This window comes from Nonomuraea sp. NPDC050540 (genome assembly GCF_044457485.1).
Taxonomy (GTDB): domain Bacteria; phylum Actinomycetota; class Actinomycetes; order Streptosporangiales; family Streptosporangiaceae; genus Nonomuraea.
Genome location: NZ_JBITHA010000003.1, coordinates 257379 through 282592, shown reverse-complemented (window position 1 = coordinate 282592; position 25214 = coordinate 257379). Strand labels below are relative to the sequence as shown.

Here is a 25214-nt window from a genome sequence, read left to right as displayed (position 1 = left end):
CAGTATCGGTCCGCTCACCACTCCAGCACGAACGGCCGTCCCTTTCCCCGGAAATGGCCGACGTTCACACATTCGGTGCGGCCGATCCTGGTGCGCTGGTAGAGCGGCTGGTGGACGTGCCCGAACAGGGCGTAGCGCGGCTGGACGCGCCGGATGTAGTCGAGCGTCGCCTCGCTGCCGCGCTCGAAGCGCCTGGCGACCGTGTCGTACAGCAACTGCGGCACCGCGGGCGGGATGTGCGCGCACAGCACGTCCACCTCGCCGAGCGCGGCGACCTTCGCCGCGTACTCCTCGTCCTCGATCTCGTACGGCGTGCGGTACGCCGTCTTCAGCCCGCCCCCGACGAACCCGAAGCGCCATCCCCCGATCTCCGCCTCCTGCCCGTCGAGCACCCGGTGCCCCGGCTTGAGGTAGTCGGCCCACAGGCGCGGCACGTCCACGTTGCCGTAGGTGAGGTAGGCGGGCTCGGGCATGGCGGCGAACAGCGCGGCGTACTGCCTGCGCACGTTGGCCTCGATGTGCTCGCGCGGGTCGCCGCCGAGCCCCTTCCACAGCTCCGCCGACATGGCCCTGGCCTCGTCGAAACGCTGGGCGGTGCGCAGCGCGATGAACGCGGCCGCGTTCTCGGCGCCGAACAGGTCGGCGAAGATCCCCTGCGCGTGGTCGTCGTAGTCGATGTAGAGGATGAGGTCGCCGAGACAGATCAGGGCGTCGGCCCCGTCGCCCGATCGGGCCAGCGCTTCGGCGCTTCCGTGGACATCGCTCACGACATGGACCCGCATGCGGGAAATCCTATGAGTGGCGGCGGCTAGCATGAGGTTTGCCCTTCATAACGCCTGTATGACGAAGCTACCGGTGCGTAACTTAACGCGGTAACGTCTCGCCGGTCCCCGAAGAGGAGTTTGATCCGTGCGCGAGTACAGCGTCCCCGTCCTGGTGGATGTGCCGGCTTCGGCCAGCCTGACCGACACCGTGTTCAGGCGAGGCGAGCAGGAGCCGGGCGCGGTGGTGCTTCGGCGCAAATCGGGTGACGACTGGCCGGCCGTGACCGCGGCCGCGTTCAGGGACCAGGTCGTGGCGCTGGCCAAGGGCCTGGTCGCGGCGGGCATCGAGCCGGGCGACCGGATCGCGATCATCTCCCGCACCCGCTACGAGTGGACGCTCGTCGACTACGCGATCTGGGCCGCGGGCGCGGTCTCGGTGCCGGTCTACGAGACCTCCTCGGTCGAGCAGGTGCGCTGGATCCTGTCCGACAGCGGCGCCAAGGCGGTCTTCGCCGAACTGGACAACCACGTGGAGACCGTACGCGAGGCCGCGCCCGAGCTGAAGCCGATCTGGCGGATGGACGAGGCGCTCGACGGCTCCGCTGTGAGCGGCGAGGAGATCGAGCGCCGCCGTACCGCCCTGACCGGCGCGGACCTGGCCACGATCATCTACACCTCGGGCACCACCGGGCGGCCCAAGGGCTGCCGCCTGACCCACGACAACATGCTCTTCACCGCGCGCAACGTGGCCGGCGGGCCGCTGGAGACGGTGTTCATGACCGACGAGCCGGGGGTGCTGCTGTTCCTGCCGCTGGCCCACGTCTTCGCTCGGCTGATCCAGGTGGTCGCGATCGAGACCGGAACGGTCCTCTCGCACACGCCGAACATGAAGAACGTGGCCCCGGACCTGGTCTCGGCCAAGCCGACGCTGCTGCTGGGCGTGCCGCGGGTCTTCGAGAAGGTCTACAACGGCGCAGAGCAGAAGGCGATCCAGGGCGGCAAGGGCAAGATCTTCGCCCGCGCGGTGGACGTGGCGGTCGCCTACAGCAAGGCGTCCGGCAAGGCGGGGTTCGGGCTGCGGCTCAGGCACACGGTGTTCGACAAGCTCGTCTACTCCAAGCTGCGCGCGGCCACCGGCGGCCGGCTGTCCACGGCGATCTGCGGCGGCTCGGCGCTGGGCGAGCGCCTGGGCCACTTCTTCCGCGGCGTGGGCATCGAGGTGCTCGAAGGCTACGGCCTGACCGAGACCTCGGCCCCCTCGACGGTCAACCTGCCCGGCGGCAACAAGATCGGAACGGTCGGCAAGCCGCTGCCCGGCGTCACGGTGCGCATCGGCGAGGACGGCGAGATCCTGGTCAGGGGCCGCCACGTCTTCGCCGGCTACTGGAACAACGACCAGGCCACGGCCGAGGCGGTCGACGCCGAAGGCTGGTACCGCACGGGCGACGTGGGCGAGCTGGACGACGACGGCTACCTGCGCATCACCGGCCGCAAGAAGGAGATCCTGGTGACCGCGGCGGGCAAGAACGTCGCCCCCGGGCCGCTGGAGGACGCGCTGCGCGCGTACACGATCATCTCCCAGGCCATGATCGTGGGCGACGACCGGCCGTTCGTCGGCGCGCTGGTCACGCTCGACCCCGAGGCGCTGGAGCACTGGAAGAAGGAGAACGGCGCGCAGAGCGAGACGGCGGCCGAGCTGACCCGCGACCCGCGGATCCTGGCCGAGGTGCAGAAGGCGGTCGACACCGCCAACCTGATGGTCTCGCGGGCCGAGCAGATCAAGAAGTTCGTGGTGCTCGACATCGACATCACCGAGGAGAGCGGCCACCTGACGCCCACGCTGAAGATCAAGCGCAACATCGTCATGCGCGACTTCGCGGACACGGTCGAGGACCTCTACACCCCGTAACCCCTCCGATCACTTTTCTGTTTGAGAACGGTTGCAGGGCCGATATTGACAACTTGAGACGGATCACAGCTACTAGAGGTCGTATCATTCAGCGGCCCTGACTAGCAGTGCTCCGATGAATGGGCCGCACAGTCAACCCGCCGGTTCGTCACGCCCGGCGAGGAAGGCGGCAAGGGTGTACAGGACCCTCGCAGCAGGCTTAGCGGCCCTGCTCGCGCTCACCGCGTGTTCGGTGAACGAGGCGGCCGCGCCGTCGTCGCCGGCCCCGGCAGGCGCCAAAGAAGTCACGTTTCTGCTGTTCGAGTCGCCCAACCTGAACGCGGCCTACTGGGACGCGCAGATCAAGCGGGCGACCGACGCGGTTCCCGGCATCACCGTGAAGAAGGTCGTGGCGCCCGCGGCGGGCAGCCGCGACGAGTTCGCCAAGCAGCTCATCGCCTCGGGCCAATTCCCCGACGTGCACATCGGCCTGCAGGACATCCTCGGCTTCGCGCCGAACCTCTACGCCTGGACGCCCGAGGACCTCAAGGACTTCGAGTGCGCCACCTGCGGCGCGACCGGCGGCAAGGTCGTGCAGCTGCCCACCAACACGCAGACGCACTCCAACGTCTACTACAACAAGGGCCTGTTCGCGAAGGCCGGCATCACCGCCCCGCCCACGACCTACGCCGGACTGCTCGACGCCGCGGCCAAGCTCAAGGCCAAGGACATCACGCCGTTCGTGACCGGCGGCGGCCCCGACGCCTTCGCCTCCACCCTGGCCTGGACCGGCGTCCTGACCACCGACGTGTACGCCAAGAACCCCGGCTGGATGCGCCAGCGGCGCGAGGGCAAGGTCAAGTTCTCCGACCCCGGCTTCAAGGCCGCCACCCAGAAGTTCGCCGACCTCGCGGCCAAGGGCTACATCGACAAGAAGGACCTCTCCCGCGACTACGGCGCCACGCAGACCGCCTTCCTCGAAGGCAAGGGCGCCATGTACCCGATGGGCAGCTGGTTCGCCTCGCCCGGCGCCGGCGACAACCCCGAGAACAAGATCGAGATCGGCCGCTTCAACTGGCCCGGCGAGACCGGCTCCGCCCAGCTGGCCGGGTTCACCGGCGGCGGGCTCACGGTCAGCGCCGCCGCCAAGGACCTGGAGTCGGCCAAGAGGTTCGCCCTGGCCTTCCAGCTCGACAAGGCCAACCTGGACGCCTCGGTCAAGGCCGACGCGCTCTTCCCGGCGATCAAGGGCTACGCGCCGCCGTCGATGGGGCCCGTGTTCACGGAGTCGTACAAGGCCTGGTCGGACGCCAAGACGGCGGGCGCGATCGTGCCGTCGTTCGGCTGGGAGGCCGGCGACGACGCCATGCTGCCCGGCATGAAGGAGAAGTGGTGGTCCTCGGCCCAGGACCTCGTCAGCGGCAAGAAGAACGTGGACGACGTGCTGAGCTACCTCGACGACGAGTGGGACAAGTCCTCTTGAGAGTCGCGTACAGGAGGGCCTGGTACTTTCTCAGCTTCGGCGCGCCCGGACTGCTCGTCTACGTGTGCTTCGTGCTCGTGCCGATCCTGCTCAGCGTGGGCTACAGCATGACGAACTACAGCCTGCTGCGCCCCGGCTGGACCTGGGTGGGGTGGCGCAACTACGAACTGCTCCTCACCGACCAGGCGTTCCTGACCTCCCTGCGGGTCACCACGATCCTGACCGTCATGGTCCTGGTCGCGCCCAACCTCCTCGGGCTGGCGATCGCGGTGCTGCTGGATCGCCGCGGATGGTTCTACAACGCCATGCGCAGCGTCTACTTCACCCCGATGGTGCTCAGCTCCGTCGTGGTCAGCGTGATCTGGACCCGCGTACTCGACGACGAGGGCCCGCTCAACCAGGCGCTGCGCTTCCTCGGCGTCGCCGACCCGCCGGGGTGGCTGTCCGACCCCGGCTACGCCCTGTTCTCCCTGGGCGGCATCGTCTCGTGGCAGATGCTCGGCTTCTGCGTCGTGGTCTACCTGGCCGGACTGCAGGGCGTGCCGAACGAGCTGGCCGAGGCCGCCTCCATCGACGGCGCGGGACCCTGGACGCGCTTTCGCCGCATCACCTGGCCGCTGCTGGCCCCCGCCCTGACCGTCAACACCGTGGTCCTGCTGATCACCACCTTCAAGATCTTCGACCACGTCAAGGTCATCACCAACGGCGGGCCCGGCACCGGCACCACCGCCACCGTGGCCTTCACGATCATGCAGGAGGGCTTCGTCGAGAACCACCAGGGCTACGCCTCGGCCATGGCCGTGGTCATGCTGGTGATCATCGCCGTGGCCTCCGTCGTCGCGCTGCGCGTACTCCAGAGAAGAGAGGTGCAGCTGTGAGACGTCCGCTCGTCACGCTCGCAGTCACCAGCGTCTTCTTCGTGCCGCTCTACGTCGCGCTGGTCAACGTCGTCAAGCCCAGCGCGCTCATCCCCGGCGCGGGCGCGATCGCGCCGCCGATCCCGCCGACGCTGGACAACCTGAGCGCGGTCCTCACCGACCCGACCAACCTGTTCTGGGCGAGCCTGGCCAACAGCGTCATCGTCACGACGCTGTCGGTGATCGCGCTGACGCTGCTGTCGGCGATGCTCGCCCACTACCTCGCCCGTACGGCGGGCCGCTGGGGCCGGCTCATCACGGTGCTCCTGCTGTGCGGCCTGATGATCCCGCCCCAGGTCATCCTGGTCCCGATCACCCAGGTGCTGCGGGCCTTCGGCCTCATGACGACGGTTCAGGGGCTGGTGCTGTTCAACGTGGGCTACTACATCCCGTTCGGGGTGTTCGTGTTCACCGGGTTCCTCAAGGGCATCCCCGCCGACCTGGAGGAGGCGGCGGCGATCGACGGCGCGGGGCGCGGGCAGGCGTTCTGGCGCATCGTCTTCCCGCTGCTGCGCCCGGCCACCGCCAGCGTCCTGATCTTCCTGTCGGTGTGGATCTGGAACGACTTCCTCAGCCCGCTCATCATCCTCGGCCCCGGGCAGGGCACCACGGTCACCACCGGCATCTACCGCTCGCTCGGGCAGTACTCCTTCGACTACGGCGGCGTGTTCGCGCTCATGTTCCTCTCGACGCTGCCCGTCCTGATCTTCTATCTCGCCCTGCAGAAGCAGTTCGTCAAGGGACTCACCGGCGGTGCCACGAAGGGGTGAGTTTAGCCGGCCTGACAAACGGAAAAAGATCTCAGTCAACGCAAGGAAGCAGGTGCACCCCCCATGATCCTGCCGTCCACCAGAACCGCCGCCGCGTTGCTCGTCGCCGCGCTGGTGCTGGCCGCGTGTTCGTCCGGCAAGGAGGAGACCACCGCGGGCGCGGGCAAGGCGCCGGCGGGCGGCAAGGTCTCGATCGCCTACCTCCAGAAGCAGGGCGACCAGGAGTACTTCATCGGCGAGGCCCAGGGCGCCAGGGACAAGGCCGCGGAGCTCGGCGTCGACCTGCAGGTCGTCGACCTCGGCGAGGACACCAACAAGGCGGTCACCGAGACGCAGGCGGCCATCGGCAAGAAGGTCGGCGGCATCATCATCGTGGTGCCCTCCCCCGCCGTCGGCCCCCAGATCGTCCAGCTCGCCAAGGACGGCGGCATACCGCTGCTCACCTCCGACGACCAGGTCTGCGTCGACGGCCCCGACCCGGCCGCCTGCGACAAGTCCAAGCTGGTGCCGCGGGTCGGCTTCTCCGGCGCCCAGATGGGCGAGTCCGTCGGCACCCGGGCCGGCGAGGAGTTCAAGAAGGCCGGGTGGAAGAAGGAGGACTCCGCGATCATCACGGCCTGGCAGCAGGACGTGACCGTCTGCACCGACCGTGTCAAGGCCGCGGTGCCCACGTTCGAGGCGGCGGCGGGCGTCACCGGCGTGAAGGTCATCGAGGTCGGCACCGACAACACCCCGACCGGCGCCCAGGACAAGGTCGCGGCCACGATCAGCGGCAACCGGGCGGTCAAGAACTGGGTGATGCTCGGCTGCAACGACGAGAACGTCAGCGGCGGCGTCACCGCCATGCAGAACTCCGGAATCAAACCGGAGAACATCATCGGAGTGGGTTTGGGCGCCTATCTCGCGTGCAAGGACTGGAACAGCGGCAAACCTTCAGGTATGAAGGCAGCGTTGTTCATCAACGGATACGAGGTCGGCAAGCTCGCCGTGCAGACGATGTTCGACAACATCAAGAACGGCACCGCCATGCCGGCCGAGGCCTTCGCACCGACGAAGATGGTGGATGCGACCAACTGGCAGGCCGAGGGAGTCAAGTGCAGCGCCTGACACGGTTATCGGTGGCCGCCGCGGCGGCGGCCACCGCTCTGGCAACGCTCGCGAACCCGGCGGCGGCCGACGAGGTGCCGGAAGGCGCCCTGCTCGGCGACGGCAGCCGGGTCGTTCGCGTCGAGGACGGCCGCTGGGTGGTGGCCAAACACCTGCCCAACGGCGACATGGCGGTGGCGCTCTACAACGACAGCGGGCACCCGCAGCGCATCGCCACCACGGTCACCGACATCGGGCTCCCGGCGGCGGCGCCCGCCTACCGCGTACGCGAGCTGTTAACCGGCGCCGACGCCCACACCGCGGGCGTCCTGGCCGCCAACGTGCCCGCCAGGCAGGCGATGCTCTACCAGATCTCCCGGGACGCGGCCTGGTCCTCCTACCCGCCGCTTCTCGAGTTCGACCTCCAGGTTCCCGCCCCCTACCAGGGGGCCGCCGCGCTCATCGAGCCCGGCGCCACCGCCCAGGTGACCACCGTCGTCACCAACCACGGGCTCACCAACGCCGCCGACGTCACCTCGGCCCTGCGTGTGCCCGACCGCTGGCTGTCGGCCGCCGCGACCCCGGCCGGCGCCAAGATCCTCGGTCCCGGCCAGCGCCTGGCCACCGCCTGGAACCTCACCACCCCGGCCGACCTGCCCCGCAACGCGTACTGGCTGGAGGCCAGCGCCGCCAAGCTCCGCGCCGCCTCGGTCTTCGTCGTGCCCCCGCCCGCCCCCTCCGGCACCGCCTACGTCAGCGACCTGCGCTGGCTCAGCATGGCCAACGGCAAGGGCGCGGTCGAGCGGCGCAAGATCGTGGTGAACGGCGCCACCTACGCCAAGGGCCTGACCGCCCACGCCCCCGGCACCCTCGACTACTACCTCGGCGGGCGCTGCACCAAGCTCACCGCGCACGTGGGCGTCGACGACACCGCCGGCACGGGCGGCACCGTCACCTTCGAGATCTGGGCAGACGGCCGCAAAGCCGCCGGCTCCGGGGTGCGGACCGGCGCGATGGCCGCGCTGCCTCTCGCCGCCGACGTCACCGGCGCCCGTCTCGTCAGGCTCGTCGTCACCGACGCGGGCGACGGCCCCACCGGTGACGCGGCAGCCTGGGGAGACCCGGTGATCGCGTGCTCAGGGTAGAGGAGCTGGCCAAACACTTCTCCGGCGTCCAGGCGCTGCGCGGCGTCACCTGCGACTTCCCCGCCGGCCAGGTCACCGCCCTCATGGGCGAGAACGGCGCCGGCAAGTCCACGCTCATCAAGATCGTCAACGGCGACCACCGTCCCGACGGCGGCCGCGTCCTGCTCGACGGCCACCCCCTCGACCTCCGCTCCCCCGCCGACGCCCGCCGCCACGGCATCCGCGTCATCCCCCAGGAGCCGGAGATCATCCCGCACGTCTCCGTCGCCGAGAACGTCCACGCCGGCGCCCTGCCCCGCCGCCGCGGCCGCCTGCTCGACCGCGCCGCCCTGCGCGAGCGCGTCCAGTCCCAGCTGGTACGGCTCGGCTTCGAGCACGCCCTCGACCCCGGCGCCCTAGGCTCGGCCCTGACCCCCGCGCAACGCCAGCTCGTCGAGATCCTGCGCGCCCTGACCGGCGAAGCCCGCGTCATCGCCTTCGACGAACCCACCTCCTCCCTCGGCGAACACGAGGCCGAAGCCCTCTTCACCCTCATCACCCGGCTGCGCGAACAGGGCCTGGCCATCGTCTACGTCTCCCACCGCCTCAAGGAGATCTTCCGCCTGGCCGACCGCATCGCCGTCCTGCGCGACGGCGCTCTGGCCGGCGTCCGGCAGGCCGCCGAGGCGAGCGAGGGCGAGATCGTGCGCATGATGGTCGGGCGGGACCTGTCGTCCCTGTTCGAACGCCCCGGCACCGAGCCCGGCGACGTCGTCCTCGACGTACACGAGGTCACCACCGACGACGTGCGCGGCATCACCTTCCAGGTGCGGGCCGGCGAAGTCGTCGCCCTGGCCGGACTGGTCGGCGCCGGCCGCTCAGAACTCTCCCGCGCCCTGGCCGGCGACCTGCCCATCCGCTCCGGGACCGTCAGCGTGGGCGGCCGGATGCTGCGGCTGCGCCACCCGGGCGACGCCGTACGGGCCGGGCTGGGCTACGCCCCAGAGGAACGCAAGGCCCAGGCCCTCTTCCTCGACCGGAGCGTACGCGACAACACCTCCCTGGTCATCCTCGACCGCCTGCGCACGTTCCGCTTCGTCCGCCGCGCCGCCGAGAACCGGGCCGTCGCCGAGTTCGTCGACCGCCTCCGCGTCCGCACCCCGTCCCTGGAACACGAGGTACGCAAGCTGTCCGGCGGCAACCAGCAGAAGGTGGTCCTGGCCCGCTGGCTGGCCCGCCGCCCCAAGGTGCTCATCCTCGACGAGCCGACCCGGGGGATCGACGTGGGGGCGAAGGCGGAGATCTACCACATCGTCGCCGACCTGGCCCGCTCCGGCGTGGCCGTCCTCGTCGTCTCCTCGGAACTGCCCGAGGTCCTGGGCCTGGCCGACCGCATCCTGGTCATGCAGAACGGCCGCATCACCGGCGAACTCCCCCGCGCCCGCGCCACCGAGGAAGCCATCCTCTCCCTCGCCATGGCCGACGACCTAACCCCCACCCCCTCCTAACCCCACCCCCTCCTAACCCCACCCCCTCCTTGCCCCCCGCCCCAGGGCCCACTCCCGCCCAAACCCGTCCTCACCCCCACCCCGGGCCCACCCATCCCCCGACCACACCCCCCAACGCCCGCCCCTCTCCCGGCCCGGCACCTCAACGCCCGCCTCTCTCCTGGTCCGGCGCCCCACCCCACCCTCAAACCCCGCCCGATACGCCCCTTCCCTCAGCCGGTGCATCCCCACAACCCCCGCCGTCCGCACCACGCCCGCGCCACGGGTCGCAGCGACCCCGCTCAGCCCGTGACACCACCACGACCACGCACCACGACGGCCGACCTGCCCACGGCTTGGCCGGCGCACCGCCGTACACCTGACCGCCACTCCCCGCCGAGGCCCGCACACCCATGACGACCGCAGCAGAACACGCCGACCCCATGCCAGGAGGCGCGCGATGACCTCCCAGACCAGCGCCCACCAGGCCCCCACCGACCCGCGCGAGAACCGCGGCCGGTGGGCGGGAGCCGTCGCCGCCATCGGCGCCCAGAACCTGATCCTCGTGCTGGCCATCGTGGCCGTGGGCGCGCTGTTCGGCGTCCTGGACCCCGGCTATCTGGCGTGGAGCAACGTCCGGGTGATCGGCGACGCCGTGACGATCGCCGGGCTGCTGGCCGTCGTCCAGACGGTAGTGATCATCTGCGGCGCCCTCGACATCTCCGTCGGCTCGGCCACCGGCGTGGCGTCCGTGGTCAGCGCGATGGCCTTCATGTCCACCGGCCGTGACCCGATGCTCGGCATGGCCGCCGCCCTGGCCGTGGGACTGCTGCTGGGTCTGATCAACGGCATCATCATCGTGTACGGCCGCGTCAACGCCGTCATCGCCACCCTGGCCACGCTGGCCGCGTACAAGGGCCTGGCCCAATTGCTGTCCGGCGGCGCCGCGCAGGGCTATGTGCTGGGCGACGACCTGTTCATCTTCATCTCCCGGGGCAGCCTGGCCGGTCTGCCCACGATGGTGTGGATCCTCATCCTGGTCGCCCTGGCCATCCACATCCTCCTGAAATACACCGACATTGGCCGCAACCTCTACGCCATAGGCGGCAACGACACCGCCGCCCGCCTCGCAGGCATAAACATCAACAAATACCTCATAGCCGTGTACGCCCTGGCGGGCCTGGTAGCCGCGATAGCCGGCATCATCCTCACCGCCCGAATCGGCTCCGGCCACCCCACCTCGGGCAGCGCCGGCCTGGAACTGAAGGCCATCACCGCCGCGGCTCTGGGCGGCTGCGCCCTGAAGGGCGGAAAGGGCGGAGTGGGCGGCACGCTCCTGGCGGTGGTGTTGCTGGGCGCCCTGGAAAACGGCCTCACCTTCCACGGCATCAGCACCTTCTGGCAGAACGTCGCCCAGGGCGCCCTCCTCGTCGTGGCCGTGGTGATCCAGCAACGCCGCAGCGGCGAACGCGCCGTGGGCCTCCCCACCTGACCACCGGCCCTCGGAAGGCCAGGTCAAGGGGTGAGAGAGCGAACTCCAGGGCGAGGAGCGCGCCGGGGGCCCAGTACTTGGGCGGTCGATGAGCGAGGGTCGAGGCCGGCGCGGGGGTTGGGACCAGAAGCGTGAGGTTCAGACCAAAGCGTGGTGGCGACGTTCGAGGGCGCGTCGACGCTCGGACACGGTGTTCAGGTCCAGGCGGTGTTGAGGTTGGGGCGATGTTGAGGTCCGGGCGGGGGTGGTGGGCTAGCGGGGTGTCGGCTGGGGGTCGATGGCGTTGGCGAGGGTGTGGAGCGCTCGGGCCGCTCGATGGCGGAGGCCGTGCGTGGCACCGGAGAGGGCGGGGCCGGAGAGAGTGGGTCTTGAGGCGGTGGCTCCTGAGGGGGCGGCTCCGGAAGTGGCGGCTCTGGCTCGTTGGTCGGGTGGTGGGGAAGGGGCCCGGCGACTGTGGTGGGTGATGGTGCGTTCGTTGGCGGCCTCGGATATCAGGTCGGCGTGGCGGGTGCGGACGTACTCGGTGATCATGTATTCGTTCATCGGGTGGACTCCGCTCGGGTGATGGCGATGCCGCCGCTCAGGCTGCGGGCGGTGATCTCGACGGTCCGCTCCGCGGGGGACGGCTCGGTGGCGTCCTGGGTGAGGGCGGAGGTTACGCGGCCGGTCAGGGAGTTGATGTCGAGCCAGGCGGCGGTGCCCTCGTGCACGGCCACCGTGGCGTCGCCCGAGGTGGTCCGGATGCCGATCTTGCCGCTGGTCACGCAGCGGAGGGACACTTCGCCGGAGGTCGACGTGATGGAGGCGTCGGAGGCGGCCTTTCCGATCACCAGGTCGCCGGAGATGACGGTGGCGGTGACGGGGCCTCGGGCTTCGGTGATGCGGACGTCGCCTGAGGCGGTGTTGATGCTGGCGACGCCATCGATGACGTCAATGTTGACGTCACCTGACGCCGTCTTGGCGATCGCGGTGGCGGCGTGGGTGGCGTCCAGGTCGCCGGAGGCGCTGGAGAACTCGATTCCGGCCAGTTCGCCGCGGATTCTGACGTCGGCGGAGGCGGTCTCGACCACCACACGCGAGCCGGTGGGAACCTCTACGACGATGTCCAGGCTGGGAGTACGGCGCAGGCGCGAGCTGTCGGGGGCCTTCACCCGGACGACGCCGTCACGGTGGGTGATCTTGACCGATTCGGCGTAGTCGGCCATGCCGTGTTCCAGGTGTTCGGGGGTGACCTCGACGGTGGTGTCGGCACGGTCGGACGCGGTGACGACCAGGTCACCGGCCGGGAAGTTCACGTGAAGGGCGATGGGGTCCGGGGTGCTGAACGTGGGCATGACGAGATCTCCGATCGGCGTGGTCAGAACACCCCCGAGGTCGAGCACGGCGAGGGTGCGATGGGTACCGCCCTGGACAGGCCGAGGACGGGAGTGCTGCCCGCGGATGACTTCCGCGGGCGGGCCGGGCTGAGGTGTAGTTCTGCCTGAAGAGCGTCCACCTTGGGGCGCGTCTCCAACAGGGGCACAACGGCCCCTGCCTGGGGTCCGCCCCCGACGGGTCCGTCTCTGGCGAGGCCCGTCCCTGAGGACCCGTCCCTGGTGGGGCCGTCCCTGGCGGGGGTGGGGGTTAGCGGGCCCAGCCGGTGATGCGCTGGCCGGGGAAGCCGGAGGGTGGTGGGGCCGGTTGGCCGGAGACGGCCTGGCTCAGGGCGCGGACCATCCAGGCGTTCACCGACATGCCCGCCTGGCCCGCGACCTGTTCGATGCGGGACTTCAGCGGCTCGGGCAGGCGGAGGGTCATCCTGGCGGTTCCGGCGTCGCCCTCTCCAGGACCGGGTGGCTCGGGGGGCGAAGGCGGGACCGGGGGCGTGGGAGGCATGGGCGGGGTCGGTCCCGGCCACGCGGCGTCGGGCCAGCCGGGCGGACCGGGAGGGCCGTAGCCGCCAGGGCCACCAGGGCCGTGGCCACCACCGGGCCCGTAACCAGCACCAGGGCCGTAGCCACCGGGACCGAAGCCACCTGGGCCGTAGCCACCTGGGCCGTAGGCGCCGGGACCAGGGCCACCGGGACCGGGATCACCCGGACCGCCTGGACCGTAACCGCCGGCGCCCTGGCCGGTGGCGGCGCCCCAGCTCGGGTCGTGGCCGGGCGGGGCGGTGACCACCAGCTCCGGCTCCCTGCCGCGGATCCGCAACTCGACGAGGCCGGGCTCGATCTGGCTGGTCACCGACTCCGCCGCGTCCGACAGCACCTCCAGCAGCGTCAGCCGCACGGAGGACTCCAGCGCCGAGGTCAGCGACTCGGCCGCGGCACGCATCTCCGCGCCGCCCACGTCCGCGGCGGCGGTGAGCTCCCTGCGGAGGGTGTCGATGTGGGGCGTCAAGTCCATGACGTCATCATGACATCAGAGTGCTGTCATGGCAAGCGGCGACCTGACACAACCACGCACCACCCCGACGTCACCCGTCGAGAATGTCGTGGAAACGCCTCGCCACCAGCTCCCACGACCACGCGGAAGTGATCCACTCCCGCCCCAGCGCCCCCATCTTCCCCGCCCGCTCCCGGTCCACCAGCAGCTCGACCAGCGCCTGAGCCACCGCCCCGGCCGACCCGCCGTCCACGACCAGCCCGGTCTCCCCCTGACGTACGGCGTCCGGCGCCCCGCCAGAGGCCCCGGCCACCACGGGCAGCCCGCTGGCCGAAGCCTCCAGGAAGACGATCCCGAGCCCCTCCACATCCGCCCCCCGCAACCGCGTACGGCAGGGCATGGCGAAGACGTCGCCGGCCGCGTAGTACCCCGGCAGGCTCTCCCCCGGCACCGCCCCGGCGAACACCACCGACCGGGTCCCGGCCGCCAGCCGTTCCAGGCGCCGCCGGTCCGGCCCGTCCCCCACCAGCAGCAGCACCGCGTCCGGCACCGCCCGCAACACCCTCGGCCAGGCCCTGATCAGCTGGTCCTGCCCCTTGCGCCGCACCAGCCGGGACACGCACACGACCACCGGTCCCCCGAAGGAGCCGGCGGGCGCCACACCGGGGTGGAAGGCCGCCGTGTCGACGCCGGGCGCCAGCCGTACCAGCTTGGCGGCGGGAACGACCCCGGCGAGCCGCGCGCGTGTGTACTCCCCCAGGTAGGTCACCACGTCGGCGTGCGCGCCGATGCGGCGCAGCACGCCGCGCAGGAGTGGCGTGCTCGCCCAGGACGCCTCGTGGCCGTGCGTCAGCATCACCACGCGCCGCGCCCCCGCCGCGCGCAACCGGGGCGCGAGCAGCCCCAGGGGAGCCGCGGCGCCGAAGACCACCGTGTCGGCGCCGAGGCGGGTCACGAGCCGCGCGGCCCGCCGCGCGACGCCGGGCGTGGGCAGCATGAGCGAGGTGGGGTGCCGGACGATGGGGTACGGCTGCCGCCGGTCGAACTCGGCGCTGCCCGCCCAGGCGGGCGCGTAGACGACGACTCCGGGGGTGCGCACCGCAAGCCCGTGCACGAACGACTGGATGCCACCCTGACGCGGCGGGAAGTCGTTCGTGACGATGAGGACGCGCCTCACGGCTCCGGGACGCCGTTCAGCAGCGCCCAGGAGCGGGCCATGGCGATGCGCTGCGGCGCGGTGGGGTGGGAGGAGTACAGGACGTACTCGACGGCGTCCGGCGCGAGGTCGGAGATGTTGGTCGTGGCCAGCCGCTTCTGCATGGCCGTGAACGTCGCCGGGTCGCGGGTGAGGTCGAGCGCGTGGGCGTCGGCGCGCGCCTCGACGTGGCGGCTGACGACGTTCTGGGCGGGTCCCGACAGGACGGTGGCCAGGCTCATCAGGCCCATGACGGCGCCCACGGCCAGGGGTTCGGTGATGGCGGTGACGCGGGCGCGCCGCCGTACCAGCGGGAAGAGCGCGAACAGCAGGGCGGCGCCGAACGCGGCGCCCAGCGCGCCGATGAGCGTGCCGTTGAGCACGTCGTTGTACTTGGCGTGGCCGAGTTCGTGGGCGACGACGAGCTCGACCTCCCGCTCCGGCGCCTTGAGCAGCGTGTCGTAGACGACGATGCGGCGAGTGGCGCCGAAGCCGGAGACGTAGGCGTTGAGCGCGGTCGTGCGGCGGGAGGCGTCGGCGACGAGCACGTCCTCGACCGGTACGCCGTCGCGCTCGGCCATGGCCAGCAGGCCGGTACGCAACTGGGACGGCGGCATGGGCCGGAAGTCGTTGAACAGCGGCTCGAAGACGACCGGATACACGAACGAGGCGGCGACGGTCAGCGCGGCGGCGCCCACGGCGGCGGGCACCCACCAGCGCCGGAACCTGCGCGCCAGGCCCACCAGCGCCACGATCATGATGGACAGCAGCACGACCCTGACCGCGATGTTCTTCAGCCGGTCGCCGCTCCAGCCCGCCCAGTCCTGCGTGGACAGGCCGAACTCGCGCAGCCGTACCTCGAACCACATGCCGAGCGGCCAGCGCACGACCTCGACCAGCACGGTGAGCAGCAGCACGCCCAGCACGACCCGCACCCACCACGGGCCCTTGAGCCGCCCGAGGACCTTCGCGCCGAGCGGCGTGGCGACCAGCAGCCCGGCGAACAGGATCGTGAGACCGAACGACAGGTACGACGGCACGCTGGTGGCCGCGTCGAACGCCTGCGACCTGGCGATCTCGGCGGCGGAGAAGTCGCGGGCCGGATCGGGGGCGACCCGGGGCGCTCCCGGCGGCAGCGCCCGCCAGGGCGTGGTGAACGCGGCGACCGCGACCACGACGGCGCCGAGCGCGACGGCGGCGATCCCGGCCTGCCGGTGTACCCGCGCGGGGGCCTTGTCCCGCTGATCGGTCACTCGAGTTCCTCCCGTAGATAGGCGCGCCATCCGGCGACGAGCTCGCCGGACGGCAGGGGCAGGGCCCGCTCCACGCCCAGCCGCCGCGCGTCGCGGTAGAGCCTCACCAGCCTGTCCTCGCCGAAGCGCGCGGCCAGGAAGCGACACGCCAGCCAGGCCTCCTGGTAGGACTGTGCCAGCCGCGCGGCCCCGGGCGCGAACGCGTCCGCCCCGGGCAGTTTCCCTGGCACCCGTCCGGCCCGTACCTCGGTGGCGAGTTCGGCCGCCGCCACGGGCACGGCCAGGCCCGCGTCCTTGTAGGCCACGTAGTCGGCGAACCCCTCGTACAGCCAGGCGGGCAGTCCGGCGGTGCCGGCGGCGACGTGGGTGAGCTCGTGGGCGAGGACGACGTCGCGTCCGGTGGGGGTGAGTTTGGCGTAGTTCTCCGGGATCACGATGACCCTGCCGTCGTGGGCGATCGCGGCCAGCCCCTCGACCGAGCCCACGCCGGCGGTCCGCGCCGCGTGTGCGGCGTCCTCGGCGAGTTCGACGCTGGGCCGTACCCGCTGGCCGAGGATCGCCGCGACGCGCACCGCCGCCCGCTCGGCGCGCCGCTGAAGGTCCGCTTCCGCATCGGGCGCCCGTTCGGGGGCGCAGCCCAGCGTGAGGACCAGGAGGGCCGCGAGCGCGGCGCGACGGCTCACGACCACGGCCCCGATGGTAGCCGGACGCGCGAAGGCCCCGTCCCGGGAGGGGACGGGGCCTTTCGGACCGGGCGACTACAGACCGGGCCGGACGGCTCCCGCGAAGGACGACTTGCGCCATCCGCTGAGCCGCTCGATGCGCACCCGCTTGCCGGAACTCGGCGAGTGGACCATCTTGCCGTTGCCGACGTACATGCCGACGTGGCCTCGACCGCGGAAGAACAGCAGGTCACCCGGCTGTAGAGACTTCCACGAGATCTTCTTCTTGATGCGCGCGTACTGGCTGTGCGTCACGCGGGGGATCTTGACTCCGGCCTTCTTCCAGGCGAACTGGACGAGACCGGAGCAGTCGAAGGCGCCGGGTCCCGTTCCACCGTAGCGGTACGGGTCGCCGATCTGCGCCCTTGCCGCGGAGACGGCCTTGCGGGCCTTGCTCTTCTGCCGGGCAGTCGTCGACTGCGTCGCCGTCTTGGCCGAGGTGGTGGTCTTGGCCGTGGTACGCGCCTGGGCCGCCGGGGCATGGAGGGCGAACCCTCCGGCCGTCACGGTCATGGCGAGCGCCGCGCCACCGAGAACAAGACGGGGGTTGTGCAGGGAGGTAGACAGGATTTCTCCTTGGTTCTTCCACGAACGCCTACCGGGTTAGCTGACGGATTCGGGCCTGGAAGTCGCCCTACGGCACGCTGAACGCGCCGATTCACCCCTTGATCCCGGGGGAATGGGATCGGTGGTTCCCCGGCTCCGTGCCTCCTGGCTGCACGGACTCGGCAGGTCGCGGCCCCTGGTCATACGGGGGCGACCGGCGGATCTCTATGGGTCCTCATCGAGCCCGGACGGGGCCGATGCCGGTTCGCGGCGCCATGGCTTGTTCGCCGCGACGCCAGAACGTACTCCCGGGTTCATGACCCGGCAAAGTCCCGGCAAAGTTGTAAAGATCAGATAAAGGACCTTGTCAGGACGGGAACTCCTGCTGGACAGCGGGGTCCCGTTACTCAAATGTGACCCTCCTCACACTTGGAGCTCCAGGGGTGAGTCAGGTCCCATCCGCCCCTCCTGTCACACGCGTCACAGCGGTCAGCCGGAAGCCCGTCGGCGTGTGCCGTACCTCTTCGATCTCCTTCAGCCGCGCGGCGTGCTCGCCGCCGAGATAGCGGAACAGGTACGGCACGCGCCGCCTCCGCCGGATCTCGAACCGGGCGGCGATGGCGTCGAGCATGTCCTCCGCGGGCGAGTGATCGACGTGCGCCTCGCGCCAGCGGGTCATCGGGTCGCGCTCGGGCCCGTCGAAGCGGCCGAGCAGGGTTCCGGCGTCGTAGAACCAGGTGGCGGCGGCCTCGTCGGCCCAGTCCCAGGCGAACTCGTCCACCACGAGCAGCCCGCCCGGCCTCAGCAGCGCGGCCGCCCGGTCGAGTGCGGCCTCCAGCGGATGCATGTGGTGCAGCGACAGTGACAGCACGATGACGTCGAACGGGTCGTCCTCGTAGACGGTCAGGTCGGCGCGCTTGGCGGGCACGCCCGCCGCGAGCGCCGCGGCCGGGTCGAGGTCGATGGCGGTGACGTCGTGGCCGCTCGCGATCAGCGCACCGGCCAGCGCGCCGTCGCCGCAACCGGCGTCGAGAACGCGGGCGGGAGCCTCGGGCAGCGCGGAGAGAATCCAGGTATCCATGGGTCCGATCGTGCAGCGAGCGATCCATGCGCACCACTGCGGGTTCGGCATGAAAGACATAAGCTCCATGCATGCTTGACGTCTGGTCGCTGAAGGTGCTGTCAGAGGTGGGACGGCTCGGGTCGTTCTCGGCGGCCGCCGAGGCGCTGTCCATGACCCAGCCGGCCGTCTCCCGGCAGATCGCCGCGCTGGAGCGCCGGTCGGGGGTGCTGCTGTTCCACCGCCTGCCACGCGGCGTACGGCCCACCGGCGCCGGGCAGGCCGCCCTGGAGCAGGCCGCGCACGTGCTCGACGGGATCGCGCTGCTGGAGACCCGGCTGGCCGCGCACGCGTCGGGCGAGCACGGGCGGGTGCGCGTACAGGCGTTCCCGAGCGCCGTCACCGCGTTCGTGCCCGAGTGCTTTCGCGTCTTCGCCGCCCGTCACCCGGCGGTCGAGCTGTCCCTGACCGTCGGCGGCGGCGGCGCGTCCGCCGTCCTCGCGGGAGAGGCCGACCTCGCGCTGCTCACCTCGTGGGACCCCGAGCCCGCCGGCCTGGAACTGGTGCCGCTGCTCGACGACGAACTGCTGGTCGCGCTGCCGGAAGGCCACCCGCTGGCGGCCGGGGAGAGCGTGCGGCTGCGTGCGCTGGCCGGTCAGGCCTGGATCGACGGCAGCCACCCCGACTGCCTCGGGCCGCTGTCGGAGCTCGCCGCGGCGCTGGGGGCGCCGCCGCGCGTCAGCCACCTGTGCGACGACTGGAACGGCCGCCAGGGCCTCGTGGCGGCCGGCGTCGGGGTGATGGTGTTCCCGTCGATCGCGGGCGGCGCGGCCCTGCGCCCGGACATCAGGCTCCTGCGGCCGGATCCGGCCCTGCCCGCGCGCCGCGTCCTCGCCGCCGTCCTGCCCGCGCCCGGCCGCTCACCGGCCGTGGAGGAGCTGCTGCGGACCATGCTCGGGTACGGCAGGCCGTAACGCCGGCCGGGGCTTCAGGGCCGGATCGCGCCCACGACGCGCCTGCCGTACGAGGTGAACTTGACGACCTTGATGACGTCACCCGTCTGGGGCGCGTGCACGATGTTGCCGTTGCCCGCGTAGATGGTGACGTGGCCGAGGCCCTCGCTGAAGATCAGGTCACCGGGGCGCAGCGCGTCGAGCGAGACCCGGCGCTTGGCCCCCCACGCCCACTGCTGCCAGGTCGTACGCGGCAGCGAGACGCCGGCCGCCCGCCAGGAGGCCTGGGTGAAGCCCGAGCAGTCGTACCCGCGCGGACCGGTGCCGCCGTAGATGTACGGCTTGCCGACCTGCCCGAACGCGAACTTCAGCACCGCCGCCGCGTTCCCCGTGGCCGGGCCCGTGTACTTGATGCCGGTGCTGTTGGGATCGCCCGACTTGTACGCGCCGAGCTCACGCAGGAGCTTCTTCTGCTCCTGGATCAGCTTGAGGATCTCGGCTCGTTCCTTCTCGACCTTGTCGCGCTCCTCGTCGGCCGCGACCAGCGCGTCCTGGGCCAGGTCGCGCTCGGTCTTGAGACCCTTGTTCTCCCGGTCGAACGCGGCCAGCTTCTCCGCCCGCTCCGCCTGGAGCTGGCCGGTGAGTGCCATGCCGTTGAGCATGCTCATCGGGTCGCCCTGGCCCAGCATCGCCGGCCACGAGGTCACGTCGGCGCCCAGCTGGTAGTCGTTGACCGCCATGGTGATGACCTGGGCCCTCAGGCGGGCGACGGTGGCCAGCTTGTCCTTGTAGGAGGAGTTGAGCCGGCCGTACTTCTTCTTCGCGGTCTTGTGCCGCTCGGTGGCGGTGTTGAAGCGCTCGACGACGTGGTCGGCCTTGTTGTTGAGGCGGGAGAGCTTCGCCTTGGCCTGTTTGATCGTGGGCTTGGGATCAGCCACGGCCACGCCGACCGGCGACGCCAGCAGCCCGATCGCCAGACCAGTCGCCAACGAAACCCGGCCAAACCTCACAGCGTCGCCTCCCAGTGATCACACCTGGGGGCAAATAGTACAGAAGTGATGGGTGTGTTCTCAGCCTTTAGCCTGATTTGTAACCCACACCCCACCATCCCCACCTCCCCCACCCATCACCAGGCACAACGACGGGCGACCCGTCGGCGGGCACAGCGGACGCCCCACCGCGCGACCGGCCGCCGTCCGGATGCCCGGGACCGCTGAGGGAGCCCGTCGAGCGGCCGGCCGCGCCGATGGGCGCAGATCGGAACGTACGCCCAGCCGGGGCGCCCGCGCACCCAGGCAGACCAATCCGGTCTGAACACCCCTCACCCCAGAGGCGTCACGTGGCAGCCGGCAAGGAGCACGACAACTTTTCCGTGCGAGACCGAGGAGCCGTGGGAGGGATCAGACGCGGCCGAGGCGGCGCAGGATCAGGGCGGAGGGGACGGGCCGGGCGCCCATGCGGCGGACCGACTCGGCCACCTCGCGGTCGGACGACACCACGGCTATCGCGCGGCCCGGCGGCTCGGCGCGGACCAGCTGGCGGATCACGTCGTCGGCGATCTCCCCCGGAGCGCTGAACAGGACGCGGACCCCCCGGGGAGCCACCACCTGGACGGGTGAGTTGAGTTCGGCGCCGTCGAAGACCACCGTGACCTCCACCCGGGTCTGGGCGACCAGACCGCCGAGGCCGGTCATCAGGCGGGCGCGCTGGTCGGCGAGGGTGAAGTTGCCGTAGCCGGTCTTGGTCACGTTGTAGCCGTCGATGATCAGATGCACCTGCGGCAACGCCAGCAACTGGTCCAGCAGCTGCGGGTCGTCGTCGGCCAGGGCACGCGCCGGCACGCCCCGGACCCCGGGGGCGCCGGGAGACACCGCGGCCACCGAGTCGGCGGGGCGGCTGATGGTGGTGGGCAGGGCCAGTTCCCTGCGCAGACCGGCCGACGCGTCCTGGAGCGCGTCGAGCAGGACCCTGATGCGGGCGTCCTCGATGCTCCTGCCCTCGCGCGCGGCCCGGCGGGAGGCCTCCAGCTGTTTCTCCACGTCGCTCAGCCGCTCACGTACCCGGCGCAGCTCGGCCTCGCCCGCGCTTCCGGCGGCCGTGGCGGCGGTCTTCACCTCGACGGCGGCCTGCTCCACCGCGCTCACGCGCTGCTCGGCCGCCTTGGCGCGCTCGCGGGCCTCGTGGAGTTTGCGGCGCAGGTCCGAGTTCTCGGCGCGGGCGGTCTTGAGCTGCTCGCGCAGCCGGTCGGACTCCTCCTTGGCGGCGGTCTTCGCCCCGGCCAGCTGTTCGCGCAGCCGTACGACCTGCTGCTCCTGCGCCGAGCCCTCGGCCGCGACGGCGGACTGCTCCAGGTCGGCCCGCGCCATCTCCACCATCTCCGCCCAGCCGGGCGGGCGGGTGAGGTAGGCGGCGGCGGCCACCAGCACGGGGTCGGCGGCGGGCGGCACGTTGCCCTCGGCCAGCGCGGCGACGAGCTCGGGCCAGCCGGCCGCGACCGACTCGGCGACGGCCTCGCGGAACTCCTTGTCGCTCTCCAGCTGAGCGGCGATGGGCGCGCTGCCGAGCTTCGCGCGCTTGCGCGGATCGAACCTGGCGATCCCGCGCAGCGGCGGAGGCACGATGGCGGCCGGCATCGACCCCAGGACCTGCGCCGCGAGGTCGACGACGTTCAGTCTTACCTGCTCAGGGAGCGGGCGAGACAGGCCTTCACCGGCTGAACTCATCCCGTAGTGTCCCTTCGCGCCTTGCTCTTTCAGTCAAGGGTACGGCTGCCGCGTACCTAACCGTAACTGTGCGTTGCATCTGGACAAGCGCTTGGTTGGCGGTATACGACTGTGCCAGGCCAGGGAGGTCCAGGGTGACGGAGCAGATGCGCACCTCCACGCGTGACCTGGAGGAACTGCACGATCGGGTGTCCGCGTGGCTCGGGGCCAAGCTCGGCCGGGCCGTACCGGTGTCGGGGCTGGAGCGTCCTTCGGGCAACGGAATGTCCAGCGAAACGTTATTTTTCACAGCAGAATGGGCTGAAAAGCCCACACGGTGCGTCGCTCGCATGGCGCCGACCGCCGAGGCGGTGCCCGTTTTCCCCGCCTATGATCTCGGTGCCCAGTTCGAGGTCATGCGGCTGGTCCGTGAGCGCGCGGGCGTGCCGGCGCCCCGGGCGCTGTGGTTCGAGCCGGACCCGGCGCCGCTCGGCATGCCGTTCTTCGTGATGGAGCGCGAGGAGGGGCTGGTCCCGCCCGACGTCATGCCGTACACCTGCGAGGGCTGGCTGCTGGAGGCCGGGCCAGAGGGGGCGCGGACGCTTCAGGACGAGACCGTGGCCATCCTGGCGGCGGTGCACGAGGCGCCCGTCCGCCCCGCCGAACTGGCCTTCCTCGGCGCCGCCGGGCTGCGGGCGCATGTGGAGGACCAGCGCGCCTACTACGCCTGGGCGCACGGCAGGCGCCGCATCCCCGTGCTGGAGCGGGCCTTCGACTGGCTGGAGGCGCACTGGCCGAAGGACCCCGGACCCGACGTGCTGACCTGGGGCGACGCCCGGCCGGGCAACGTGATGTACCGGGACTTCCGCCCGGTGGCCGTGCTGGACTGGGAGATGGCCGCCGCGGCCCCGCGAGAGCTCGACCTCGGCTGGATGATCTTCCTGCACCGCTTCTTCCAGGACATCGCGGAAATGCTGGAACTGCCCGGCATGCCAGACTTCATGCGCCGCGACGACGTCTGCCGGAAATATCAGGAACTAACCGGCTACGAGCCCCGCAACATGGACTTCTACGAGATGTACGCCGCCCTCCGGCACGGCATCATCATGGCCCGCGTCTGGCAGCGGCGCATCCACTTCGGCGAGCAGGCCGACCCCGAGGACCCGGACGACCTGGTCATGCACCGCGCCGCCATCGAGCGGATACTCGCCGGGGATCAGGGGCCCGCGTCGTAGACGGTCAGCGCGATCTGGACCCGGTTGTTCAGCTCCAGCTTGGTGAGGATGCGCGACACGTGCGCCTTCACCGTGGCCACGCTCATGTAGAGCTCGGCCCCGATCTCCGCGTTGGACCTGCCCTGCCCCACCGCGACGGCCACCTCCCGCTCGCGCTCGCTCAGCCGCGCCAGCAGGACCCGCGCCCGGTCGGTACGCTGCCCCACGCCCCCGTCGGACACATGCGAGATGAGCTGCCGGGTGACCACCGGCGACAGGATCGGCTCCCCCGCCGCCACCTTGCGGATCGCCGCCACCAGGTCGCCGGGCGGAATGTCCTTCAGCAGGAACCCGGCGGCCCCGGCCCGCAGCGCCCGCAACACCTGGGCGTCGGCGTGGAACGTGGTCAGCACCACCACCTCCGGCGGCGACGCGGTGGCCCGCAGGGCCTCGGTGGCGGCCAGGCCGTCGACGCCGGGCATGCGGATGTCCATGAGCACCACGTCGGGCCGGTGCTCGGCCACGCTCGGCGGCACCTGCGCGCCGTCGGCAGCCTCGCCGACGATCTCGATGTCGCCCGCCCCCGAAAGGATCATCGAGAGCCCGGCTCTGACCAGGGCGTCGTCGTCGACGATCAGTACGCGGATCGGAGCGGTGGTCATGTCGTCCACGGTAGCCATGCCTTCACCAGAAAATCCCCATCGGGTCGCGGGCCGTGCTCCAGACGGCCGCCGGACAGTTCCGCGCGCTCGGTCAGGCCGATCAGCCCGGCCCCCGCGCCGGGGATGCGCGGGCCGAGCCGTACCCCGACCGGATTGCGCACCTCCACCGTGAGGCCGTCGCCGGGACCGCCCGAGACCCGCACCGTCACCGGCGCGCCGGCGGCGTGCTTGCGGGCGTTGGTGAGCGCCTCCTGGACGATGCGGTAGGCGTTGCGGCCCAGCGCGTCGGGGACGCCCTCCCGGTCGGGCAGGATCAGCGCGACGTCCATGCCCGCCCGGCGGCACTCGGCGACCAGGGCGTTGAGGTCGGCGAGCGTGGGCTGCGGGCGGTCGGGGACGGGGTCGTCGCCCGCGGCGTGGCGCAGCACGCCGATCACGCCGCGCAGGTCCTGCAGGGCCTGGTGGGCGCTCTCGCGGATGGCGCCGGCCGCCTTGGCGATCTCGGCGGGCTTGGCGTCGGGGCGGAACTCCAGCGCGCCCGCGTGCAGGCTCAGGATCGACAGGCGGTGGGCGAGCACGTCGTGCATCTCCCTGGCGATGCGCTCGCGTTCGAGATGCTTGGCCTGCTCGGCCGCGGTGTCGGCCTGGACGCGCAGCGACCAGACGAGCTGCCGCCTGGCGCGCACCACCAGCCCCCACGCGAACAGCACGGTCACGATCGAGGCCCCGAGCGTGAAGTTGCCCCAGAAGCCCAGGTCGGGGCTGGGCCGGAAGTAGGCGAAGGGGAAGAGCGTGACGAGGTTCGCCAGCGCCACCGGGCCAGAGATCTTGAACGGCCGGTGCACGGCCACGGTGAACAACGCCACCGCGGAGGCCCCGCCCACCAGCACGAGCCCGGTCGACAGCAGGGTGAGCGCCAGCGCCAGCGTGACCGGCCAGCGACGCCGCAGCCACAGCGACGCGCACGCCAGCGCGCCGACCACCTGCTCGGTGGCCTGGAGCGGCTCGGGAACCCGGCTGATCTCGGGCAGGGTGAGCAGCGTGAGGCCGCAGGCCAGCACGAACATGAGCGTGTCGACGATCCAGTCGCGCGTCGAGCGCTTGACCGGCCGCCCCTCCTCGCCGTCACCGAGCAGGACCGAGGGCAGCGCCCATCGATATTCCTGCCCGGGTGACCGGGCGCCGTCCGACTCCTTCATCGTTTCCCGAGGTTAGAGCCTTCCTACGACAGAAGGCCAGCGACCAAAGTCGATGTCTCGCTCAACCTACGGCCGAGGCGGCGTCAAGGGCCGCGGGGCCAGGCTGGAGCCATGAGAGTGGTCCTCGAGATAGCCGGCTGGCTCCTCCTGCTGCAGGGAGCGGGCGGCGTGATCAATACCTTGTTCGGCTGGTGGAGCTGGGCGCACGACCTGCTGCTGGTCAACAGGCTGTCGTTCCTGAGCGGATACGAGGTGTTCGCCAGCATCGTCCTCGGCGTGCTCGGCGCGGCGCTCCTGGCCGCCACGAGCGCGGCCAAGAACAGGGAGGCCTGA

Annotated in this window: 23 protein-coding genes and 1 riboswitch; of the genes, 11 read left to right on the top strand and 12 right to left on the bottom strand. The window is 71.2% G+C overall.

Annotated features, from left to right (window positions below; all coding sequences use genetic code 11):
- Positions 1-14: 14 nt before the first annotated feature.
- The gene (locus ACIBI5_RS11625; protein WP_397245769.1) at positions 15-782 is read right to left on the bottom strand and encodes a metallophosphoesterase; all 768 of its coding nucleotides are present in this window, start codon (positions 780-782) and stop codon (positions 15-17) included.
- Positions 783-909: 127 nt separating this feature from the next.
- On the opposite strand from ACIBI5_RS11625, the gene ACIBI5_RS11620 reads away from it, so the two are divergent.
- The 8 genes from ACIBI5_RS11620 (at position 910) to ACIBI5_RS11585 (ending at position 11011) form a co-directional block, all read left to right on the top strand.
- Positions 910-2673, top strand: a complete 1764-nt coding sequence (locus ACIBI5_RS11620; protein WP_397245767.1) for an AMP-dependent synthetase/ligase — start codon at positions 910-912, stop codon at positions 2671-2673.
- A 175-nt stretch (positions 2674-2848) separates the two neighbouring features.
- Positions 2849-4135: an ABC transporter substrate-binding protein gene (locus ACIBI5_RS11615; protein WP_397245765.1), complete on the top strand. Its 1287-nt coding sequence runs from the start codon at positions 2849-2851 to the stop codon at positions 4133-4135.
- Positions 4132-5013 carry a carbohydrate ABC transporter permease gene (locus ACIBI5_RS11610; RefSeq protein ID WP_397245763.1) on the top strand — a complete coding sequence of 294 codons (882 nt, stop codon included), beginning with the start codon at positions 4132-4134 and terminating at the stop codon, positions 5011-5013. Before ACIBI5_RS11615 ends, ACIBI5_RS11610 begins: the two co-directional genes overlap by 4 nt.
- Positions 5010-5822, top strand: coding sequence for a carbohydrate ABC transporter permease (locus ACIBI5_RS11605; protein WP_397245761.1), 813 nt, complete (start codon positions 5010-5012; stop codon positions 5820-5822). Before ACIBI5_RS11610 ends, ACIBI5_RS11605 begins: the two co-directional genes overlap by 4 nt.
- 63 nt (positions 5823-5885) lie before the next feature.
- Positions 5886-6929: a substrate-binding domain-containing protein gene (locus ACIBI5_RS11600; protein ID WP_397245759.1), complete on the top strand. Its 1044-nt coding sequence runs from the start codon at positions 5886-5888 to the stop codon at positions 6927-6929.
- Positions 6917-8053, top strand: a complete 1137-nt coding sequence (locus tag ACIBI5_RS11595) for an NPCBM/NEW2 domain-containing protein (RefSeq protein WP_397245757.1) — start codon at positions 6917-6919, stop codon at positions 8051-8053. The genes ACIBI5_RS11600 and ACIBI5_RS11595 overlap by 13 nt, the downstream gene beginning before the upstream one ends.
- Positions 8041-9540 (top strand): sugar ABC transporter ATP-binding protein, encoded by a 1500-nt coding sequence (locus ACIBI5_RS11590; protein WP_397245755.1) that lies wholly within the window; start codon positions 8041-8043, stop codon positions 9538-9540. Before ACIBI5_RS11595 ends, ACIBI5_RS11590 begins: the two co-directional genes overlap by 13 nt.
- 439 nt (positions 9541-9979) lie before the next feature.
- On the top strand, positions 9980-11011 hold the full coding sequence (locus ACIBI5_RS11585) for an ABC transporter permease (protein WP_397245753.1): 1032 nt from the start codon (positions 9980-9982) through the stop codon (positions 11009-11011).
- A gap of 539 nt (positions 11012-11550) precedes the next feature.
- Here ACIBI5_RS11585 and ACIBI5_RS11580 read toward each other — a convergent pair.
- The 7 genes from ACIBI5_RS11580 to ACIBI5_RS11550 form a co-directional block, all read right to left on the bottom strand.
- On the bottom strand, positions 11551-12345 hold the full coding sequence (locus ACIBI5_RS11580) for a DUF4097 family beta strand repeat-containing protein (RefSeq protein WP_397245750.1): 795 nt from the start codon (positions 12343-12345) through the stop codon (positions 11551-11553).
- A 289-nt stretch (positions 12346-12634) separates the two neighbouring features.
- Entirely contained in the window at positions 12635-13396 is a 762-nt protein-coding gene (locus tag ACIBI5_RS11575; protein ID WP_397245748.1) for a hypothetical protein, read from the bottom strand.
- 70 nt (positions 13397-13466) lie between these two features.
- A complete protein-coding gene (locus tag ACIBI5_RS11570; protein WP_397245746.1) occupies positions 13467-14552 on the bottom strand; it encodes a glycosyltransferase family 4 protein in 1086 nt (361 codons plus the stop codon).
- Positions 14549-15823 carry a M48 family metallopeptidase gene (locus ACIBI5_RS11565; RefSeq protein ID WP_397245744.1) on the bottom strand — a complete coding sequence of 425 codons (1275 nt, stop codon included), beginning with the start codon at positions 15821-15823 and terminating at the stop codon, positions 14549-14551. Before ACIBI5_RS11565 ends, ACIBI5_RS11570 begins: the two co-directional genes overlap by 4 nt.
- The gene (locus ACIBI5_RS11560; RefSeq protein WP_397245742.1) at positions 15820-16512 is read right to left on the bottom strand and encodes a hypothetical protein; all 693 of its coding nucleotides are present in this window, start codon (positions 16510-16512) and stop codon (positions 15820-15822) included. The genes ACIBI5_RS11565 and ACIBI5_RS11560 overlap by 4 nt, the downstream gene beginning before the upstream one ends.
- Positions 16513-16581: 69 nt before the next feature.
- Entirely contained in the window at positions 16582-17058 is a 477-nt protein-coding gene (locus ACIBI5_RS11555; RefSeq protein ID WP_397245740.1) for a C40 family peptidase, read from the bottom strand.
- A gap of 64 nt (positions 17059-17122) precedes the next feature.
- Positions 17123-17286, bottom strand: a riboswitch (cyclic di-AMP (ydaO/yuaA leader).
- A 253-nt stretch (positions 17287-17539) separates the two neighbouring features.
- Positions 17540-18172 (bottom strand): class I SAM-dependent methyltransferase, encoded by a 633-nt coding sequence (locus tag ACIBI5_RS11550; RefSeq protein WP_397245738.1) that lies wholly within the window; start codon positions 18170-18172, stop codon positions 17540-17542.
- 71 nt (positions 18173-18243) lie between these two features.
- On the opposite strand from ACIBI5_RS11550, the gene ACIBI5_RS11545 reads away from it, so the two are divergent.
- Positions 18244-19125 carry a LysR family transcriptional regulator gene (locus tag ACIBI5_RS11545; protein WP_397245736.1) on the top strand — a complete coding sequence of 294 codons (882 nt, stop codon included), beginning with the start codon at positions 18244-18246 and terminating at the stop codon, positions 19123-19125.
- 14 nt (positions 19126-19139) lie between these two features.
- Here the strand turns inward: ACIBI5_RS11545 and ACIBI5_RS11540 are convergent, their stop codons facing one another.
- On the bottom strand, positions 19140-20093 hold the full coding sequence (locus tag ACIBI5_RS11540; RefSeq protein ID WP_397245734.1) for an NlpC/P60 family protein: 954 nt from the start codon (positions 20091-20093) through the stop codon (positions 19140-19142).
- Positions 20094-20504: 411 nt separating this feature from the next.
- Positions 20505-21827 carry an NYN domain-containing protein gene (locus tag ACIBI5_RS11535; protein ID WP_397245732.1) on the bottom strand — a complete coding sequence of 441 codons (1323 nt, stop codon included), beginning with the start codon at positions 21825-21827 and terminating at the stop codon, positions 20505-20507.
- A 134-nt stretch (positions 21828-21961) separates the two neighbouring features.
- Here ACIBI5_RS11535 and ACIBI5_RS11530 point away from each other — a divergent pair, with 134 nt between their 5' ends.
- A complete protein-coding gene (locus ACIBI5_RS11530; protein WP_397245730.1) occupies positions 21962-23041 on the top strand; it encodes a phosphotransferase family protein in 1080 nt (359 codons plus the stop codon).
- On the opposite strand, the gene ACIBI5_RS11525 is transcribed toward ACIBI5_RS11530, so the two are convergent.
- Both ACIBI5_RS11525 and ACIBI5_RS11520 read right to left on the bottom strand, forming a co-directional pair.
- Positions 23023-23682 (bottom strand): response regulator, encoded by a 660-nt coding sequence (locus tag ACIBI5_RS11525; RefSeq protein WP_397245728.1) that lies wholly within the window; start codon positions 23680-23682, stop codon positions 23023-23025. The two genes, ACIBI5_RS11530 and ACIBI5_RS11525, sit on opposite strands and share 19 nt — an antisense overlap.
- A complete protein-coding gene (locus ACIBI5_RS11520; protein ID WP_397245726.1) occupies positions 23679-24881 on the bottom strand; it encodes a sensor histidine kinase in 1203 nt (400 codons plus the stop codon). Before ACIBI5_RS11520 ends, ACIBI5_RS11525 begins: the two co-directional genes overlap by 4 nt.
- Before the next feature lie 111 nt (positions 24882-24992).
- On the opposite strand from ACIBI5_RS11520, the gene ACIBI5_RS11515 reads away from it, so the two are divergent.
- The gene (locus tag ACIBI5_RS11515; RefSeq protein ID WP_397245724.1) at positions 24993-25214 is read left to right on the top strand and encodes a hypothetical protein; all 222 of its coding nucleotides are present in this window, start codon (positions 24993-24995) and stop codon (positions 25212-25214) included.

Excerpts from the sequence above, each read along its gene's own strand:
- ACIBI5_RS11625 (WP_397245769.1), bottom strand. The coding sequence starts at position 782 with ATGCGGGTCCATGTCGTGAGCGATGTCCACGGAAGCGCCGAAGCGCTG.
- ACIBI5_RS11600 (WP_397245759.1), top strand. The coding sequence starts at position 5,886 with ATGATCCTGCCGTCCACCAGAACCGCCGCCGCGTTGCTCGTCGCCGCG.
- ACIBI5_RS11585 (WP_397245753.1), top strand. The coding sequence starts at position 9,980 with ATGACCTCCCAGACCAGCGCCCACCAGGCCCCCACCGACCCGCGCGAG.
- ACIBI5_RS11580 (WP_397245750.1), bottom strand. The coding sequence starts at position 12,345 with ATGCCCACGTTCAGCACCCCGGACCCCATCGCCCTTCACGTGAACTTC.
- ACIBI5_RS11575 (WP_397245748.1), bottom strand. The coding sequence starts at position 13,396 with ATGGACTTGACGCCCCACATCGACACCCTCCGCAGGGAGCTCACCGCC.
- ACIBI5_RS11555 (WP_397245740.1), bottom strand. The coding sequence starts at position 17,058 with ATGACCGTGACGGCCGGAGGGTTCGCCCTCCATGCCCCGGCGGCCCAG.
- ACIBI5_RS11550 (WP_397245738.1), bottom strand. The coding sequence starts at position 18,172 with ATGGATACCTGGATTCTCTCCGCGCTGCCCGAGGCTCCCGCCCGCGTT.
- ACIBI5_RS11545 (WP_397245736.1), top strand. The coding sequence starts at position 18,244 with ATGCTTGACGTCTGGTCGCTGAAGGTGCTGTCAGAGGTGGGACGGCTC.
- ACIBI5_RS11535 (WP_397245732.1), bottom strand. The coding sequence starts at position 21,827 with ATGAGTTCAGCCGGTGAAGGCCTGTCTCGCCCGCTCCCTGAGCAGGTA.
- ACIBI5_RS11525 (WP_397245728.1), bottom strand. The coding sequence starts at position 23,682 with ATGACCACCGCTCCGATCCGCGTACTGATCGTCGACGACGACGCCCTG.
- ACIBI5_RS11520 (WP_397245726.1), bottom strand. The coding sequence starts at position 24,881 with ATGAAGGAGTCGGACGGCGCCCGGTCACCCGGGCAGGAATATCGATGG.
- ACIBI5_RS11515 (WP_397245724.1), top strand. The coding sequence starts at position 24,993 with ATGAGAGTGGTCCTCGAGATAGCCGGCTGGCTCCTCCTGCTGCAGGGA.